The organism is Pseudomonas sp. Root401 (assembly GCF_001425105.1).
In the GTDB taxonomy this organism is placed as follows: domain Bacteria; phylum Pseudomonadota; class Gammaproteobacteria; order Pseudomonadales; family Pseudomonadaceae; genus Aquipseudomonas; species Aquipseudomonas brassicacearum.
Map to the genome: position 1 here is coordinate 161,319 of NZ_LMDO01000002.1, position 15,846 is coordinate 177,164.

15 protein-coding genes are annotated in these 15,846 nt (G+C 63.1%); 10 read left to right on the top strand and 5 right to left on the bottom strand.

Going from position 1 to position 15,846, the window contains the following annotated elements; genetic code table 11:
- Positions 1–16 precede the first annotated feature (16 nt).
- From speA to ASC85_RS03810, 3 genes are all read left to right on the top strand, one after another.
- Complete coding sequence (gene speA / locus ASC85_RS03800) at positions 17–1,930, top strand: arginine decarboxylase (RefSeq protein WP_014336393.1); 1,914 nt, start codon at positions 17–19, stop codon at positions 1,928–1,930.
- 412 nt (positions 1,931–2,342) lie between these two features.
- Positions 2,343–3,650 (top strand): type VI secretion system Vgr family protein, encoded by a 1,308-nt coding sequence (locus ASC85_RS03805; protein ID WP_057448336.1) that lies wholly within the window; start codon positions 2,343–2,345, stop codon positions 3,648–3,650.
- Entirely contained in the window at positions 3,647–4,444 is a 798-nt protein-coding gene (locus ASC85_RS03810) for a DUF4123 domain-containing protein (RefSeq protein WP_057448337.1), read from the top strand. Before ASC85_RS03805 ends, ASC85_RS03810 begins: the two co-directional genes overlap by 4 nt.
- A 3-nt stretch (positions 4,445–4,447) precedes the next feature.
- Here ASC85_RS03810 and ASC85_RS03815 read toward each other — a convergent pair whose 3' ends face one another.
- Entirely contained in the window at positions 4,448–5,797 is a 1,350-nt protein-coding gene (locus ASC85_RS03815) for an MATE family efflux transporter (protein ID WP_057448338.1), read from the bottom strand.
- A 210-nt stretch (positions 5,798–6,007) separates the two neighbouring features.
- Positions 6,008–6,301, bottom strand: a complete 294-nt coding sequence (locus ASC85_RS03820) for a hypothetical protein (protein ID WP_003197447.1) — start codon at positions 6,299–6,301, stop codon at positions 6,008–6,010.
- Positions 6,302–6,465: 164 nt separating this feature from the next.
- Between ASC85_RS03820 and ASC85_RS03825 the strand changes: the two genes are divergently transcribed.
- Genes ASC85_RS03825 through ASC85_RS03840 form a run of 4 tightly spaced genes read left to right on the top strand, consistent with a single transcriptional unit; the run spans position 6,466 to position 8,725 of the window.
- Positions 6,466–6,771, top strand: a complete 306-nt coding sequence (locus ASC85_RS03825) for a MazG-like family protein (RefSeq protein ID WP_003186192.1) — start codon at positions 6,466–6,468, stop codon at positions 6,769–6,771.
- Positions 6,768–7,517 carry a methyltransferase gene (locus tag ASC85_RS03830; protein ID WP_057448339.1) on the top strand — a complete coding sequence of 250 codons (750 nt, stop codon included), beginning with the start codon at positions 6,768–6,770 and terminating at the stop codon, positions 7,515–7,517. The genes ASC85_RS03825 and ASC85_RS03830 overlap by 4 nt, the downstream gene beginning before the upstream one ends.
- 12 nt (positions 7,518–7,529) lie before the next feature.
- The gene (locus ASC85_RS03835; protein WP_014336399.1) at positions 7,530–8,147 is read left to right on the top strand and encodes a DUF4136 domain-containing protein; all 618 of its coding nucleotides are present in this window, start codon (positions 7,530–7,532) and stop codon (positions 8,145–8,147) included.
- Between the two features lie 20 nt (positions 8,148–8,167).
- Entirely contained in the window at positions 8,168–8,725 is a 558-nt protein-coding gene (locus tag ASC85_RS03840; RefSeq protein WP_057448340.1) for a DUF4136 domain-containing protein, read from the top strand.
- Positions 8,726–8,945: 220 nt separating this feature from the next.
- On the opposite strand, the gene ASC85_RS03845 is transcribed toward ASC85_RS03840, so the two are convergent.
- Both ASC85_RS03845 and ASC85_RS03850 read right to left on the bottom strand, forming a co-directional pair.
- On the bottom strand, positions 8,946–9,800 hold the full coding sequence (locus ASC85_RS03845) for a MaoC family dehydratase (protein WP_057448341.1): 855 nt from the start codon (positions 9,798–9,800) through the stop codon (positions 8,946–8,948).
- Between the two features lie 2 nt (positions 9,801–9,802).
- Positions 9,803–11,155, bottom strand: a complete 1,353-nt coding sequence (locus ASC85_RS03850) for a 3-oxoacyl-ACP reductase (RefSeq protein WP_057448342.1) — start codon at positions 11,153–11,155, stop codon at positions 9,803–9,805.
- Positions 11,156–11,413: 258 nt separating this feature from the next.
- On the opposite strand from ASC85_RS03850, the gene ASC85_RS03855 reads away from it, so the two are divergent.
- Positions 11,414–12,691 (top strand): acetyl-CoA C-acetyltransferase, encoded by a 1,278-nt coding sequence (locus tag ASC85_RS03855; protein ID WP_057448343.1) that lies wholly within the window; start codon positions 11,414–11,416, stop codon positions 12,689–12,691.
- Here the strand turns inward: ASC85_RS03855 and ASC85_RS03860 are convergent.
- A complete protein-coding gene (locus ASC85_RS03860) occupies positions 12,678–13,706 on the bottom strand; it encodes a bile acid:sodium symporter family protein (RefSeq protein WP_057448344.1) in 1,029 nt (342 codons plus the stop codon). The genes ASC85_RS03855 and ASC85_RS03860 overlap by 14 nt on opposite strands.
- A gap of 79 nt (positions 13,707–13,785) precedes the next feature.
- Here ASC85_RS03860 and ASC85_RS03865 point away from each other — a divergent pair, with 79 nt between their 5' ends.
- Together ASC85_RS03865 and ASC85_RS03870 are read left to right on the top strand one after the other, a co-directional pair.
- On the top strand, positions 13,786–14,577 hold the full coding sequence (locus ASC85_RS03865) for an AraC family transcriptional regulator (RefSeq protein WP_018607635.1): 792 nt from the start codon (positions 13,786–13,788) through the stop codon (positions 14,575–14,577).
- Between the two features lie 239 nt (positions 14,578–14,816).
- The gene (locus tag ASC85_RS03870) at positions 14,817–15,710 is read left to right on the top strand and encodes a PA4780 family RIO1-like protein kinase (RefSeq protein WP_046064411.1); all 894 of its coding nucleotides are present in this window, start codon (positions 14,817–14,819) and stop codon (positions 15,708–15,710) included.
- Positions 15,711–15,846 lie beyond the last annotated feature (136 nt).

Here is a 15,846-nt window from a genome sequence, read left to right on the forward strand (position 1 = left end):
TTTATAGGGGACTTCGATGTCCGTACGACGCACACGCAAAGACGATGGCAGCCAATGGACAGTTGCGGACAGCCGCAGTGTTTACGGGATTCGCCATTGGGGGGCCGGGTATTTCGCGATCAATGAAGCCGGTCGCGTCGAAGTCCGTCCGAACGGTCCCGACAGCTCGCCCATCGACCTGTTCGAGCAAGTCGACCAGTTGCGCCAGAGCGGCCTTTCGCTGCCCTTGCTGGTGCGCTTCCCCGATATCCTGCAAGACCGTGTGCGCCAGCTCACCGGCGCGTTCGACAGCAACATCGCGCGCCTGGAATACCAGAGCAAGTACACCGCGCTCTATCCGATCAAGGTCAACCAGCAGGAAGCGGTGATCGAGAACATCATCGCCACCCAGAACGTCTCCATCGGCCTGGAGGCCGGTTCCAAGCCGGAGCTGCTGGCGGTCCTGGCCCTGGCGCCGAAGGGCGGCACCATCGTCTGCAACGGCTACAAGGACCGCGAATTCATCCGTCTGGCGCTGATGGGCCAGAAGCTCGGTCACAACGTCTTCATCGTCATCGAGAAAGAGTCCGAAGTCGGCCTGGTGATCGAAGAGGCCGCAACGCTCAAGGTCAAGCCACAGGTCGGCTTGCGCGTGCGCCTGTCGTCCCTGGCGTCGAGCAAGTGGGCCGATACCGGCGGCGAGAAGTCCAAGTTCGGCTTGTCGGCCGCGCAACTGCTGTCGGTGGTCGAGCGCTTCCGCGCTGCCGGCCTGGACCAGGGCATTCGCCTGCTGCACTTCCACATGGGCTCGCAGATCGCCAACCTGGCGGACTACCAGCATGGCTTCAAGGAAGCGATCCGGTACTACGGTGAGTTGCGCAACCTCGGCCTGCCGGTGGATCACATCGACGTCGGCGGTGGCCTGGGCGTGGACTACGACGGCACGCACTCGCGCAATGCCAGTTCGATCAACTACGACATGGACGACTACGCCGGTGTCGTGGTCGGCATGCTCAAGGAGTTCTGCGATGCCCAGAGCCTGCCGCATCCGAACATCTTCTCCGAAAGCGGCCGCTCGCTGACCGCTCACCACGCGATGCTGGTGGTTCAGGTGACCGACGTCGAGAAACACAACGACGACGTGCCGGTGATCGACAACAAGCAGGAACTGCCGGAAACCGTGCAATGGCTGGTTGACCTGCTGGGCCCGACCGATATCGAGATGGTCACCGAGACTTACTGGCGCGCCACCCACTACATGAGCGACGTGGCGACCCAATATGCCGACGGCAAGCTGACCCTGGCGGAAAAGGCCTTGGCCGAGCAATGCTACTTCGCGGTCTGCCGTCGCCTGCACAACTCGTTGAAGGCGCGCCAGCGCTCGCACCGCCAGGTGCTGGATGAACTCAACGACAAGTTGGCCGACAAATACATCTGCAACTTCTCGGTGTTCCAGAGCCTGCCGGACACCTGGGCCATCGGCCAGGTGTTGCCGATCCTGCCGCTGCATCGCCTGGACGAAGAGCCGCTGCGCCGCGCCGTGCTGCAAGACCTGACCTGTGACTCCGACGGCAAGATCAAGCAGTACGTCGACGAGCAGAGCATCGAGACCAGCCTGCCGGTTCACGCACTCAAGCCGGATGAAGACTATCTGCTGGGCATCTTCCTGGTGGGCGCCTACCAGGAAATCCTCGGTGACATGCACAACCTGTTCGGTGACACCGACTCGGTGAACATCTATCAGAACGCCGATGGCAGCGTGTACCACGCCGGTATCGAAACCCACGACACCATCGAGGACATGCTGCGCTACGTGCACCTGTCGCCGGAGGAGTTGATGACTCACTACCGCGACAAGTGCGCCAGCGCCCGCATCAGCGCCGCCGAACGTACCCAGTTCCTCGATGCCTTGCGCTTGGGGCTGACGCGTTCGTCTTATCTGTCTTCTTGATGGGGGGGGAGGGAAGCTTGCTCCTGCTCGGCTGTGCCCTGTAGGAGCTGCCGAAGGCTGCGATCTTTTGATCTTTCGCTTGGGACTCAAGCGTCTGGGGAAAGATCGCAGCCTCGTTGCACTCGACAGCTCCTACACAGCCCAGCTCGCCACAGGATTACATCAGCTCTACCTCTTGGCTGATCGGCAATGTCCTCCGGGGCTGTCAGAAAATGCACCGCACGCTGCGGGTTTTTTCGGACAGTCCCGGAGGGCGTTTTTATTTGTGCCGTCGTTATTTCTGAACGTCGGTGCATTTAACCGGCGATGTCCTTATTTCGTGTAGTCCCTTTCCTAACTTGTACTTGGCCCCTCTACTCGGCCATGGCTCTCGGCGAGAATCCCCGACCGTCCCTCCTGTAGAGAAACGCCGATGTCCGATCCAGCCAGCGAGCCAGCCTTTCGTCTGGAGATAGCCGGTCTGCCCGAGCCTGTTGACGTCGTGGCCTTCACGGGTAGCGAAGCCATCAGCGAACCCTTCGTCTATGAAGCACAGCTGTTGTTGCGCGACGCGAACCTGGACCTGGCGGGCCTGTTGTACCGCAGCGTCTGGTTGAGTTTCGGGGCCCCAGGCCGAGGCATTCATGGGCAGCTTCATGAGTTGGTCCAACACCGTCATGGCGCCGGCTGCCGGGTGCGCATCGGGCCGAAGCTGGCCTGTCTGGCGCAGCGTTTCAGCCAGCGGGTCTTCAGCGCCCGTTCGGTGCCGCAGATCATTCGCCAGGTGCTCAAGGCCCATGGCATCAGTGGCCGCAGCCTGTGCCTGGACTTGAGTGGTGATTATCCCCTGCAGGATTTCTGTACCCAGTATCGAGAGTCGGACCTGCAGTTCCTGCAGCGCGTATGCGCCCAGGCGGGCATTCATTTTCATTTCGAACACGCCCGGGACGGGCATTGCCTGGTGTTCGCTGATAATCCGCACAGTTTTCCCCCCGCCGGTAAGGCGGTTTATGCGGACGACGATCCGATTGCCGCGGTACGGTCCTTCAGTGTGCAAACCGATGTGTCGGGGGAGCAGGTCGCCCAGGGCCGTAGCGATTTGATGAACCTGCGCGGTGGTCAGGTGCTGACGCTGACGGCCCATCCGTTTGCCGACTGGAACCGGCGCTGGTTGCTGACGAAGGTCGAGCACCGCGCACAGGCGGGGGTGTACGGCAATCATTTCAAGGCCATTCCCCGGGGCGTGCTGTTCGTGCCGGACGAGGTCCCTGCAAAACCACGCATGGTGAGCCGGCAACGTGGCTGGGTCGTGGCGGTGGACGAACCGCCGGAGCTGGGAGCGGGGCGCGTGGCAGTGCAGTTTGACTGGGTCTACCAGGGCGAAGGTTCCAGCCCCAGTCATTGCTGGCTGCCTTTGGCACCCGAACTGGCCACGGGCGTGGTGGGTGCCTTGAGTGATGGCACCGAGGTGCTGGTGAGCTTTATCGAAGGCGATCCGGATCGGCCATTGATCAGTGCATTTCTGGATGCGCCTGCCTCAGTAGAGGTTGTGGATGAATCATCCACAGGCGAAACATATGGGCCGTCGGTTGCCGATCCGCGCCTGTTGTCCGCAATCCGGGATGCCGAGCCGCTGGTCTTGTTGTGCTTGTTGCCCGAAGGCGGGCCTTTCAGCCCCTGCGCCCAGCCACTGTGCACCTGCCGTATGCTCATGCGGCGCGGTGCGGGCATTGCTCGATGAACGCCGCGGCCCTGTCTGGATCAACGCCGCAATGGCTGCTGCTCGACGTACCGAGTGCGCCTGGCGCTGGGCGGCTTGTGCGCGCGCAGTTCGCCAAGGCCCGGTGCTTTGCCTTGTTTGAAGACACTGAGCTGCATGGGCTGCGAGAGCACGGTCCGCTGTTGGTGGATCTGCGCCATTCGCCTGCGCTGGCCAGCCTTTGTCACCTGGACCCACGCTCCTGGCCGGGGCTGTTGTTGGTCAGCCCATCGCCCGCTGCGCAATTGCTGGCGCATCTGCGGCGCATGCTGACGGTGACCCTGGGCCTGCATCACAAAGCGTTGTTGAGCTATTACAACCCGCACATCGCCAGCTATTTCTTCGACGGTTGCGACCCTCAAGAACTCAGTTGCTGGCTGGGCCCGATCAGTTTGTTGCGCTGGTTTGGTGGCACCTGGGCCGATCGGGCGATCGGCAGCCAGGGTTGGCAGCAATTGTCCAACCCGAGGTTGTCGGTGGCGGCGCTGGAGAAGGAGCACGGCCTCAGCGACCGACAACAGGGCCAGTTGCAACGATGCCTGCTGGAGCGTCACGCCTGGCAATGGTCCCGTGCTACCGGGTGTGATTACCAGCGGCTCTGGGGGGATTTGCAGCAGGGCCTGGCGCTGGGGTTTACCGAGCGGGCGGTGCTCGATGACTGGCTGTGGCTGCGCCTGCAATACCCCGATGCGCAGCCAGTACCTGGCCTGGTGGGCGGTTCGCAGCGCGAGCGGTTCGAGCAACTGCGTCGGCGCTGGCAGGGCAGCCAGGATTGAGCGTTAGTGGACGGATGCGCCGAGCCAGCGATCGTGTCGCTGCAAGTGCCAGGCGAAAGCACCGAGGGTCAGGCTGCGCAGGGCCATGAACAGCAGGAAGGTGATCCACAGCCCATGGTTGCCCAACCCTTGCAGTGCCCAGGCGATGGGCAGCACCAGCAGCAGGGTCAGCAGCATGCCGTTGCGCATTTCCCGGGCACGGGTGGCGCCGATGAACAGCCCGTCGAGCAAGTAACTCCAGACCGCAATCAGTGGCAGGGCCGCCAGGTACGGCAGGTAGTGATAAGCGGTGGCGCGCACGTCGGGAATGTCGGTCTGCATGTCGATGAACAGGTGGCCGGCGAGCAGGAACAGCAGTGCAAAGCCCAGGCTGGCAAGCAACGACCAGCCGCACGCCACCACCAGCGAGCGACGCAGGGCCAGGCGGTCGCGGGCGCCAATGGCATGGCCGCACAGCGCTTCTACGGCATGGGCCAGGCCGTCCAGGGCATGGGCTGTCAGCAACAGGCCGTTGAGCAGCAGGGCATTGGCCGCCACGGTCGCATCCCCCAGGCGTGCGCCTTGCACGGTGATCAGGAAAAACACCGCTTGCAGCGCCAGGCTGCGGATGAAAATATCCCGATTCACCGCCAGCAACGGGCGCCAGCTGTGCCACAGCCCCAGGGCGGCCCAGGCGATATGCCCGGGCCAGGCGCGCAGTGTGTTGCGGGCCAGGGCCAGGCCGACCAGCGCGCCGGTCCACTCGGCGATTACCGAGGCCCGGGCCGAGCCGGTCACGCCCCAGTCCAGGCCGATCACGAACCACAGGTTCAGGGCGATGTTGACCAGGTTGGTCACCAGCAGGATCGCCAGCGGGGCCCGGGCATTCTGGGCGCCGAGGAACCAACCTACCAGCGCATAGCTGGCTAGCGCCGCCGGCAAGCCGAAGAGCCGGGTGTGGAAGAAGTCACGGGTCAACTGGTTGAGCTCGGCGGACGGCTGCATGAAGTGCAACGCCACGTCGCTCAAGGGCACGCCGACGGCACCGAGCAGCACCGCCAACCCCATCGCCAACAGCAGTCCTTGCAACAACACTTGTCGCAACGCCGCCCCATCACCGCGCCCGGCAGCCTGGGCGGCGAACCCGGTGGTACCCATGCGCAGAAAACCCATGGCCCACGCCAGTACCGTATACAAACTTGCCCCAACCGCCACGGCACCCAACTGATGAGCATGGGGCAAATGGCCGATGACGGTGCTGTCCACCAAGGCCACCAGCGGTACGGAAATGTTCGAGAGAATCATCGGCGCAGCCAGCGCCCAGACCCGGCGATGGGTAAGGCGGTCGCGCCAGTCGGTGGTCAGGTTGGACATGCGGGCTCCTTGATGGAGCGCGATTGTAGCGGGTTCTCGCATTGATCGTTCCCACGCTCCGCGTGGGAATGCCTCTAGGGACGCTCTGCGTTCGATCTCAAGAAAATCTGTGGGAGCAAGGCTTGCCCGCGATGAAGATGACGCGGTCTTTCAGGGAACCGAGGCGCCTGTATCGCGAGCAAGCTTTGCTCCCACAAAGTGCTCTGGAACCTAGTGAATGATCCAACTCAACAACCACAACCCCAGCACCAGCCAGATGATGCCCATGACGATCGAGGCCCGCATGAACGCGCGGATCGCCGAGTAGAGCAGCATCAGCCCGAGGATCAGCGCGATGATGCTGATGATCGAGGTGTCCATGCCCAGGGTGCGTGACAGCCCATCGACAAAATTGCCGCCGGCATTGGCCAGGGTGTTGAAGAGACCGCTGAGCAGGTCGACGATGAAACGGATCACCGAACCGAGCGCCTGGCCGAGCCATTCGAAAAAGCTTTCTACCTGCATAAGTGCATCCTGATGGGAGGGAATCTGCGCTGAGCCGTTGGCTCCTGATTGTAGGAGCTGTGGCGGCCGAGTTGGTTCGATTATGGGGCAAACCGTCGCTGCGTACCGAGACTCTTGCCTTCCCTGGTCATCCCCCTGAAGCTATGCGCATTCAGGAGAACCCGATGAACCTTGTTGAACTGACCGAACGCCTGCATGCCATTCGTGACCGTAACGACTGGCGGCAATTCCACAGCCCGAAAAACCTCGCCATGGCCGCCAGTGTGGAAATGGCCGAACTGGTGGAGATTTTCCAGTGGCTGACCGAGGACCAGTCGCGCCAGTTGCCGGCGGACAAACTGGCCCACGCCGGGCAGGAGGTCGGTGACATTGTGTTGTACCTGTTGCTGCTTTGCAGCGAACTGGGCCTGGACATGGACGCCGTGGTGCGCAGCAAGCTGGCCGACAGCGAACGGCGGTTCGGCCAATGAGCGACCGTCATTTCGATCAGCTCGCCACGCGCTTCGCGGAAAAAATCTACGGCGGGGCCAAGGGCGCGATCCGCCTGGCGGTGCTTCAGGCCGATCTGCTGGAAAGCTTGCCACAGCGTCCGTTGCGCGTGCTGGACATCGGCGCCGGGCTGGGCCACATGTCGTTGTGGCTGGCCGAGCGCGGCCACCAGGTAACCCTGGCCGAGCCGGCCGAACCCATGCTCGACGGCGCCCGCCAGCGCTTTGCCGAGGCGGGCCAGAGCGCCACGTTCATCCAGGCGCCGTGGCAGGACCTGCTCGGCCAGCTCTCCGAGCCTTACGACCTGGTGTTGTGTCACGCGGTGCTGGAATGGCTGGCCGAGCCCCATGCGATCCTGCCGGTGCTGCATCAACTCACGGTCCCTGGCGGCTGGCTGTCCCTGGCGTTCTACAACCGCGACGCGCTGGTCTATCGCAACCTGCTCAAGGGGCATTTTCGCAAGTTGCGCAAAAATGACATGGCTGGCGAAAAACAGAGCCTGACGCCGCAACAACCCCTTGATCCGCGAGAATTGGCGGCGCAACTTGAAGGCCTGTGGCAGGTCGAAAGCCAGAGTGGCGTGCGGGTTTTCCATGACTACATGCCGGTGGAGTTCCAGGGCCGCGTGGAGCTTGCGCAGTTGCTGGAAATGGAACTGGCCCACCGTCGCCATCCGGCGTTTGCCGGGTTGGGACGTTATCTGCACTGGATCTGCCGTCCAGTGTGACCGGAGAGCGAAATGAAAGGTCGTTCAGGGTTGTTGATGCTGTGCCTGGGACTGGCGGCCTGCCAGGGCAGCAACCCCTATGTCGCCACGTCCAATCCGCTGCCGCCGGCGCCGCCCGAGGCCGCTACGGTGTTCGACCGCAGCGCTTACCCTGCGCCGCCCCGTGACTACGGGCGCTACCGCAGTTGGGCCTGGCGCGACGGGCGCCTGCCGTCGGGTACCGCCTGGGCGGATTCGGCCCAGGTGGCCGAAGCGGTGAGCAATGCCCTGGACCAGCGTGGCCTGCGCCCGCTGCATGACAACCGGCCCGCCGACCTGTTCGTCAGCGCCGACCTGCGCCTGGAAACCCGCGTGCGCCAGGTCCGGGACGACTATGATGCCGGCTACTACGGTGGCTATAACCGTTATGACCGCTATGGTCCGGGTTATGGCATGTACCATCCGGTGCCGATGGTGCGCACGTATCAGGAGCAGGTCGTGGTGGTGCGGGTGGATCTGTTCGATGCCCGCACGGGGCAACCGGTGTGGAGCGCCAGCGCCGAGACCGGCCAGCGGGGCAGTCAGAGCGAGCGCACCGATGCCATTCGTGCAGCGGTGGAAAAAGCCATGTCGGCGTATCCTCCAAGTTGATTACGCAACGGAGAAAAACCATGTTTCGCCGTCTTGCTCTATTGGCCTTCACCCTGTTGTTGGGCGCTTGTGTCTCTAACCAGGTCAACCATGATTTCGACACCAGCCGCGATTTCGCGGCGTATCGCAGTTGGAGCTGGAAAGACCCGGCGCTGCAATATCGCCCTGATGACCCTCGCATCAAGAGCGACCTGACCGAACAGCGGATCCGCCAGGCGGTGGCCGATCAACTCGACCAACGCGGCCTGCGCCAGGCCCCGGCTGGCGGGCGCGGCGATGTACTGGTCCAGGCCTATTTGATCGTCGAGGACCGCCAGCAGCAGGTCACCACCAACTATGGCGGCGGTTGGGGTAGCCCTTGGAATGGCTATTGGGGCGGGCCGATGTACAACGAAACCCGCAACATCAGCTACAAGGTCGCCACCGTGCAGATCGATCTGCTCGATGGCAAGGACGGCAAGCTGGTGTGGCGTGGCAGTGATGAACGAATGCTCAGCAACTCGCCCAACCCGACTGATCGCAACACGGCCGTGCGCGAGACGGTGGGGCGGATCCTGTCCAACTACCCGCCGCACTGACCACGGCGCATTCAAGATGGATGCAATCTGACCCACCGCCATCGCGAGCAAGCTCGCTCCCACAGGGATTTTGTGGCGGACACCTGTTCTGTGAACACCCCGGAACAAACTGTGAGCGAGCTTGCTCGCGATGACGGCGGCACATCCAACTTGGATGCAAGCTGATCCACCGCTATCGCGAGCAGGCTCGCTCCCACAGGGGATGGGGGTGGAGTTCTGCTCAGGCCACCGGCCGCCACTCTCCTACCATATGCTCCAAACCCCCAGCCCCCACCAGTTGCAGTTGCCCACTGGATCCCGCCGCGCTCGACAGCAGTATCACCTCACTGGGCAGGCGCACCGGTTTCTTGAAGGTCACATCGATCTCGATGTTGGCCTCGGGCAGGTGGTCATCCAGCGCCGCCAGGGTCCGGGCCTTGTTCCACAGGCCATGGGCGATGGCGGTGGGGAAGCCGAACAACCGGGCGCTGATGCCGCTCAGGTGAATGGGGTTGTAGTCGCCGGACACTTTGGCGTATTGCCGACCGATGTCTGCCGGTGCGGTCCAGCGTGCGACGTCAATCAAGGGCAGGCTGGTTTGCGGCGAGTCCTCCACGAGTGCCCCGTCGAGCTGGACGCCTTTGCACAGCATCTGGCTCCGGGCCTCCCATAGCGGCCCCAACTGATCATCTAGGCGGGTCACCAGGTCGAACACCGCGCCCTTGGGGTGGGCTTGCAGATTCTCGACATTGACGCTGGCCCGCACCTGGCCAACCCCGCCCATGGGCCGCAATACACGAATGCGGTTGCTCAAGTGGATCAGCCCCAGCAGTGGGAACGGAAAATTCCGCGCGGTGAGCAATTGCATTTGCAGGGCAAACGCCAAGACGTGGGGATAGGTCGGCGGCAGCAGTCCGTTATCGACGAAACCGCAGACTTTGCGATAGGCCGCCAGGCGTTGCGGGTCGACCTGAAGCACTTGACGCAGTCCTTCCTCGGGCAGGGTCGTACCGATGACCTTGCGCCGTATCGCCGCTTTCGAATAAAGCCCGGACATGGAGGGCGGGCTGCTGACTTCCTGCCATTGGATCGTCATGGTCACGCTCCCAGAAGGCTTTGCCCGCATACCCGCAGCGCCTGCCCGGTCACGGCCCCCGTGCCCGGTTGCGCGAGCCAGGCCACGGCTTCGGCGACATCCTGGGGCAGGCCGCCCTGGCCCAGGGAGCTCATGCGCCGCCCGGCTTCGCGCAAAGCGAAGGGGATGTCGGCGGTCATGCGGGTTTCAATGAAGCCCGGCGCCACGGCGTTGATGCTGATGCCGCGTGGCTGCAGCACCGGCGCCCAGGCCTGGGCCAGGCCGATCAGCCCGGCCTTGCTCGCCGCATAGTTGGTCTGCCCACGGTTGCCGGCAATGCCGCTGATGGACGCCAGCAGAATCACCCGGCCATTGTCGCGCAGGGTGCCGCTGTCGAGCAGGGCCTTGGTCAGCACTTGCGGGGCGTTGAGGTTGACGGCCAGTACCGCGTCCCAGAACTCCGGGGTCATGTTGGCGAGGGTCTTGTCCCGAGTGATGCCGGCGTTGTGCACCACGATGTCGACGCCGTCGGGAAGGTGCTCGATCAACTGGGTGGCGGCGCCTTCGGCGCAGATATCCAGCGTAACGCTGCGCCCGCTCAGGCGTGCCGCCAGGGCGTCGAGGTCGGTCTTGGCTTGCGGGACGTCCAGCAGGATCACGTCGGCGCCATCGCGGGCCAGGGTTTCGGCGATGGAGGCGCCGATCCCGCGGGCTGCGCCAGTGACCAGCGCCTTGAGCCCCGTGAGCGGTCGGGTCCAGTCCTGGACCTGGGTGTCACAGGCGTTGAGGCGAATGACCTGCCCGGAGATGAAGGCGCTCTTGGGCGACAGGAAAAACCGCAGCGCACCCTCCAGCTGGGCTTCGGCGCCGGCGCCGACGTACAACAGTTGCAGCGTCCCACCGTGGCGCAGCTCTTTGGCCAGGGAACGGCTGAAACCCTCCAGCGCTCGCTGGGCACTGGCGGCGAACGGGTCGGCAAGACTTTCCGGCGCGCGACCGAGAATGACGACATGGGCGCTGTGGTCGAGGTTTTTCATCAGCGGCTGGAAAAATTCCCGCAGCTGCTTGAGCTGGTCGGCCTGCGCCAAATGGCTGGCGTCGTACACCACCGCCTTGATTTTCGGGCCGTGGCCAGGGATCCATTCGGTGGCCAGGGTCGGCTCGCCGCCATAGATGAAGATGGTGTCGGTCAGGCGCTTGGCAAACGTGCCGATCTGTTCGGTCAACGGCCCGCCGCCCAGCAGCAGTGCGCCTTCGATCGGCCGCAGGCGCCCGGCCTGCCAGCGTTCCAGGCGCACCGGCGAGGGCAGGCCGAGGGACCCGACCATGCGCCGGCCAATGGGCGAATTGGCGAAGTCGATATAACGGTCAGACATGGAACACACTCCGGCTGATGAGGTTCCAAGTGTGGACCATGATTGGCAATCAGTCGTTCGATCGGCGAGATAAAGCCTAAGCTTGAGCGGGAGCGCTTTTTCCAGGGCACCGAATCCCTGTGGGAGCAAAGCTTGCTCGCGATGCAGACACCGCGTTTTTCAGGTAGGTCGCGTCATCGTTCATCGCGAGCAAGCTTTGCTCCCACAGGGATCGGTTGAGTCTTCATAGGGCACTAGACCTACACAGGGGAGTTCTTCATGACACAACTACGCCGCGTCGCGATCATCGGTGGTAACCGCATTCCGTTCGCCCGCTCCAACGGGGCCTATGCCACCGCCAGCAACCAGGCGATGTTGACGGCTGCCCTCGAGGGGCTGATCGAACGCTACAACCTGCATGGCCTGCACATTGGCGAGGTGGCGGCCGGTGCGGTGCTCAAGCACTCCCGGGATATGAACATGACCCGCGAATGCGTGCTCGGCTCACGGCTGTCACCGATGACGCCGGCCTATGACGTACAACAGGCCTGTGGCACCGGGTTGGAGACAGTGCTGCTGGTGGCCAACAAGATTGCCCTGGGCCAGATCGACAGCGGCATTGCCGGCGGCGTCGACACCACCTCGGACGCACCGATCGCGGTCAATGAAGGGCTGCGCAGGATCCTGCTGCAAGCCAATCGCGCCAAGACCACCGCCGACAAGATCAAGACCTTCCTGCAACTGCGTCCCCAGCACCTCGTCCCCGACCTGCCGCGCATCAACGAACCGCGCACCGGCCTGAACATGGGTGAGCATTGCGAGTTGATGGCCCAGACCTGGCAGATCCCCCGGGAGGCGCAAGACCAGTTGGCCCTGGAAAGCCATCAGAAAATGGCCGCGTCCTATGCCGAAGGTTGGCAGAACGACTTGATGACACCGTTTCTTGGCCTGACCCGGGACAACAACCTGCGCCCGGACCTGACCCCGGAAAAACTCGCCGCCCTCAAGCCTGCCTTCGAAAAAAGCGCCAAGGGCACGATGACCGCGGGTAACTCCACGCCACTGACCGATGGGGCTTCGTTGGTGCTGCTGGGCAGCGAAGAGTGGGCCAAGGCCCGAGGGCTGCCGATCCTGGCGTACCTGCGCGACGGCGAAACGGCGGCGGTGGATTTCGTCAATGGCGCCGAAGGGCTGTTGATGGCCCCGGTATACGCCGTGCCGCGATTGCTGGCGCGCAACGGCTTGACCTTGCAGGACTTTGATTACTACGAGATCCACGAAGCGTTCGCCGCCCAGGTGTTGTGCACACTGAAGGCCTGGGAAGACCCGGACTACTGCAAGACCCGCCTGGGGCTCGACGCGCCGCTAGGGTCCATCGACCGCAGCCGGTTGAACGTCAAGGGCAGTTCCCTGGCCGCCGGGCATCCGTTTGCCGCCACGGGCGGACGCATTGTCGCCAACCTCGCCAAGTTGCTCGATGCCGCCGGGCGAGGTCGCGGCTTGATCTCCATCTGCGCCGCAGCGGGCCAGGGCGTGACGGCGATTATCGAGCGCTGAGGACGGCGCCGTTCTGGCGGGACGCCAGTTCCCGGTGACGGCTGGCGTAGCGCTCGGCGAGGATCGAGCAGACGATCAACTGCAGCGGGTGATAGATCATGATTGGCAGCAGGATCAGCCCCAGGCCGGGATGGTTGCCAAAAATCAACGCCGCCATGGGCACGCCGGCGGCGAGGGATTTCTTGCTGGCACAGAACACCGCGGCAACTTCATCGGCGCGGCTGAATTGCAGGGCGCGGGCGGTACGGGTGGTCGCCCACAAGATGATTGCCAGCAGCACGGCACTACCAAGCACTGCGCTCAATAGCACGCCGTGGCCTTGCTGTTGCCAGATGCCGGACACCATCGAGTTGCAGAACGCCGCATAGACCAGCAGCAGGATCACCAGCTTGTCGATGATGCTGGTGTAGCGCTTGTACCTGCCGAAAAAACCGGCCAGCCAACGCCGCAGGAACTGCCCCAGCACCAGCGGCAGCAGCAACATCATGCACAGGTCGAGCAAGGTGGACCCCAGGTCGATGCCACCTGCGCCGCTGCCGACCACGAAACTGACCAGCAGCGGTGTCAGGAAAATCCCCAGTACGCTGGACAGGCTCGCGTTGAGAATCGCCGCCGGCACGTTACCTTTTGCACTGCCGGTCAGCGCCACCGAAGAAGAAATGGTCGAGGGCAGGGCGCACAGGTAGAAGAACCCCAGCATCAGCAGCGCTGGCACGTGGCTGCCGACGAGCCAGTGGCTGAGCAGCCAGATCAACGGAAACACGCCAAAGGTGAAACCCTGCACCATCACGTGCAGGCGGATGTTCTTCAAACCGTGGCGGATCTGTTCGCCGGACAGGTTGACCCCGTGCAGGAAGAACACCACGAAGATGCCGATGTTGACCACCCATTCGGCATGCATGGCACCGCCCGTGGCACCGAAGGTTGGAAAGAAGTACGCCAACAGCGTGGCGAGCAACATGCCGCAGAGGAACCAGTCGGTCACCATGCGTTTGAGGTGTCTGAGGATATGCATAGGGCACCGCAAGTTGTAAGAAAAGTCGACTTAGCCTAACGTCGTCCTTACCAGTCGTCTTGCGACATAAGGCCAATCAATGCCGCCTAACGGACACCAACAGCTCGAACGCCGCATCCCCGACCTGGCGCAATTGCCGAGGCCGCTGTACGCCCGTGTCGAAAGTTTGAGCGCCGGTTCCTGGACGCAAGCCCATCGTCATGATTGGGTGCAGTTTTCCTACGCCATCAGCGGCGTTCTCGGCGTACACACTGCAGCGGGTAGTTTTTTTGCCCCGCCACAAAGGGGCATCTGGATCCCGGCCGACCTGGAACACCATGTGGTGACCTCCACCCGAGCGGAAATGCGCAGCCTGTATGTGCATCGCCACGCCTGCCCCTGGGCCGATGAACGCTGTCGGGTGCTGGAAGTCACGCCACTGGCCCGTGAGTTGATCAAGGTGTTCTGTCAGCTTCCTGTCGATTACCCGCAGGGCGATACCCAGGAACAACGGTTGGTGCAGGTGTTGCTGGACCAGTTGGCGACTTTGCCAGAGGTGGGATTCTCCCTGCCGCTGCCGCGACATGCCCGTCTGCTGGGGCTATGTAACGAGTTGATCGAGCAGCCCGAGCAGAACGTCACCTTGCACGCCTGGGCTGAGCGCCTGGGTACGTCGGAAAAAACCCTGATGCGCCTGTTCCAGCGCGAGACCGGCCTGAGCTTTCGCGCCTGGCGCCAGCGCATGCGCTTGTTGTCGTCCCTGGGCTCGCTGGAGCAGGGCGACAGCGTCACCAGTGCCGCGTTGTCCTGTGGGTATGATTCAACGTCTGCGTTCATTGCGGCGTTCAAGGGGATGTTCGGGTTTACGCCGGGGGAACTGTTCAAGCATTGAGTCGTCGCACTTCCTACAGCCGACGATAGACATGGCTGTCAGCTCTTGTCGCAAATGCCTGGGCATTCAGTTAGCAATGCCAGGTTCGGTCTCGGCTATGATTCGGCTCGGTCGATTGATCCGGCACATTGTGTGCATCACAGGTTCATAGGTCGGCAACCCCTCCCCGTGGAGGAAGGATTGCCGTATAACGACTGTCATTCGCGTGTTTGGTAATAAAGGACCCACAATAAAAGCTGATGAAGACTCCAAAACGCATTGAACCCCTGATCGAGGACGGTCTGGTCGACGAGGTGCTGCGCCCACTCATGAGTGGTAAAGAAGCAGCTGTTTATGTGGTGCGCTGCGGCAACGAGCTACGTTGCGCGAAGGTCTACAAGGAGGCGAACAAGCGAAGTTTTCGTCAGGCGGCCGAATATCAGGAAGGCCGCAAGGTCCGCAACAGCCGTCAGGCCCGGGCCATGGCCAAGGGCTCGAAGTTCGGGCGCAAGGAAACCGAGGACGCCTGGCAGAATGCTGAAGTGGCGGCGCTGTTCCGCTTGGCTAGCGCGGGTGTGCGCGTGCCCAAGCCGTACGACTTCCTTGAAGGCGTGCTGCTGATGGAACTGGTGGCCGACGAGTATGGCGATGCAGCGCCGCGTCTGAACGATGTGGTGCTGGAGCCGGACCAGGCCCGTGAATATCACGCTTATCTGATTTCCCAGATCGTGCTGATGTTGTGTACCGGTCTGGTGCACGGCGACCTGTCGGAGTTCAACGTCCTGCTCACGCCAACCGGGCCGGTGATCATCGACCTGCCACAGGCCGTGGATGCCGCGGGTAACAACCACGCCTTCAGCATGCTGGAGCGGGACGTGGGCAACATGGCGTCCTACTTCGGTCGGTTTGCCCCGGAGCTCAAGCGCACCAAGTACGCGAAGGAAATGTGGGCGCTGTACGAAGCCGGCACCCTGCACCCGGCCAGCATGCTGACCGGCGAGTTCGACGAGCCGGAAGAACTGGCGGATGTCGGCGGGATCATGCGCGAGATCGAGGCCGCGCGCCTGGACGAGGAACGCCGCCAGGCCGTACGCGCCGCCGACGATGCCCCGCCCGGCAAGGCCGAAGAACCGCCGCCGCCATGGATGCAATGATCGGTTGAACAGAAACCCGGCCATGGCCGGGTTTTTTGTGGGTGCGCCAGGCATGGCGCGTTGCGCGTTAGCGCAACCAGTTTGGCTGTGGTGGCCATGCTGGTGACTTGGAGGTGAAAGTCCTTTACACACCCGG